This window comes from Companilactobacillus sp. FL22-3 (assembly GCF_054881455.1).
Window position 1 is genome coordinate 1 of the sequence record NZ_JBTYYZ010000025.1, and the last position, 1,827, is coordinate 1,827.

The 1,827-nt window shown below is 37.2% G+C and carries 2 protein-coding genes; both read left to right on the forward strand.

Annotated elements, in window-relative coordinates; all coding sequences use genetic code 11:
* A partial coding sequence (locus ACYT32_RS12290) for a replication protein (RefSeq protein WP_012695376.1) occupies nucleotides 1-693 on the forward strand: 693 nt, incomplete at its 5' end.
* 906 nt (nucleotides 694-1,599) lie between these two features.
* Entirely contained in the window at nucleotides 1,600-1,755 is a 156-nt protein-coding gene (locus ACYT32_RS12295) for a ribbon-helix-helix protein, CopG family (protein ID WP_003555393.1), read from the forward strand.
* The last annotated feature ends 72 nt before the right edge of the window (nucleotides 1,756-1,827 follow it).

The following is a 1,827-nucleotide window of genomic DNA, read 5'->3' on the forward strand; positions in this document are numbered from 1 at the left end:
ATGGCAAAAGACAAATCAAGATACTTCACCTTTTTGTTATATCCCGAATCTATTCCAGAAGATTGGAAATCGAAATTAGAATTAATTGGTGTTCCAATTGCTATTAGTCCATTTCATGATATGGATGAAAAAACTGATAAATCAAAATGGACACCTGATGATGTCATACGAAATGGCAAGCACTATAAAAAGCCGCATTATCATGTTGTCTATGTGGCTAAAAATCCAGTTACTGCTGATAGTGTTCGGTACAAGATTAAACAGCTTCTAGGTGATCGGAGTATCGCTAAAGTGCAAATAGTCATCAGAAGTATGGCAAGCATGTATTCATACCTTACACATGAGTCTAAAGATGCTATTGAGAAGAAAAAACATAAATATAATAAAAAAGATATTACGCTGATAAATAATTTTGATATTGATAGATATATATCGCTTGATGTGGAAGATAAAGACGACATGCTGAATGATGTTTGTGATTTGATTGATGACCATAATTTGGCAAATATGCGTGAATTGAGACGCTTTTTAAAAGCTCATGGTTCAGAATATGGCATGCCTAGTATCAAGGTCGTTAATTCGGTTTTACGTGCTCATACTGGACTGATAAGACTATATTTCGATGCTGTTTATCAGGAACGCAAGTATGGCAGAGGAGACATAGACAAAGAAACTGGCGAGATACAAGATTGATTAGTGAATAAAAAGTGGGTGCTCAATTCGAGCACCTTTTTTTGTTGTCGGCTAGCCGACTTCTGATACAGGAAATTTAGCACAAACACCATCAATTTTAATTGTGGTGTGTAAGTGCACATTGCTTTAAAAATAGCAATGAAAATAGCAATGAAAAAATCAAAAGAAAATGCTAAAGGCGCACTTATACGTCATCAAAGATGACGTTGCGCTAAAACCACTAAAACCTGTATCAGATTTCGCTTCGCTCAAACAAAACTGACTTGCGTCAGTTGAAACATTCAAAGCAGTTAAAGTCCAGTCGTTATCTCCTTCGGACTTTAACTGCTTTGAATGTTGGCTTTAAATGGGTCTAATTTGCTCTCTAAGCCATTTTAGCTGTTAAATGCATAATTAGCTGTCTGTCAACGGTAAATCGACGTAGAACGGCTTTTAGCCGTTCTAGGAGGCTTTAAGGAGTTGACAGACTCACTAGACCAAGACACTTTTGCGCATGCAAAGAAAAGCACACCTGCTTTTTTTGCCTGCCTCACGGCGAGTGCGGGGTGAGTTTGAGCGGGAGCACCCGCTCATTTATGGGGTCAAGCTGACACAGCTTGCAGGTTTGGGCAGCGCCCATGGTTTTATTCGTGTGGGATATAAATTTGAAAATCAGGGGGGCGAGGGAGCGAATTTTGCGACCGTACTACGACCCCCCTTTTAAGTGCCGAGTGCCAATTTTGGTTAAAAATGGTCTTCAAGCCTTTAATATCAATGGTTACAGAGTTTTAAATCTCGGCGAGTTTTCGGCGAGTTTTTAGCGAGTTTTTAGCGAAATAGAGATTTATAGCATATATTATTGACAATAATGTTGCAAAAAAGCATAATAATGGTGTACTTAAATTTGATTTAGTTTGGAGTAAAAATATGGCTACAAATAAAAAAAGAATTACGGTCAGTCTAACCGAAGACCAGTATTTTACTTTGGAAAATCTTGCGAAAGAAAAGGGTTTTTCTAAGTCTGCAATTTTAGCTTTAGCTTTAGAAAATTATTCAAGAAAGGAATTAGAACAAAAAAAATAAGCGAAAACTCGGCTTGGGCAAGACGATAGTTTCCGCTAAACATTGTTGTTCTATCAAGGCTATTTTAACATT

What these genes read in the sequence shown, in the direction of transcription:
- ACYT32_RS12295 (WP_003555393.1), top strand. Translation starts at nt 1,600, where the DNA reads ATGGCTACAAATAAAAAAAGAATTACGGTCAGTCTAACCGAAGACCAG.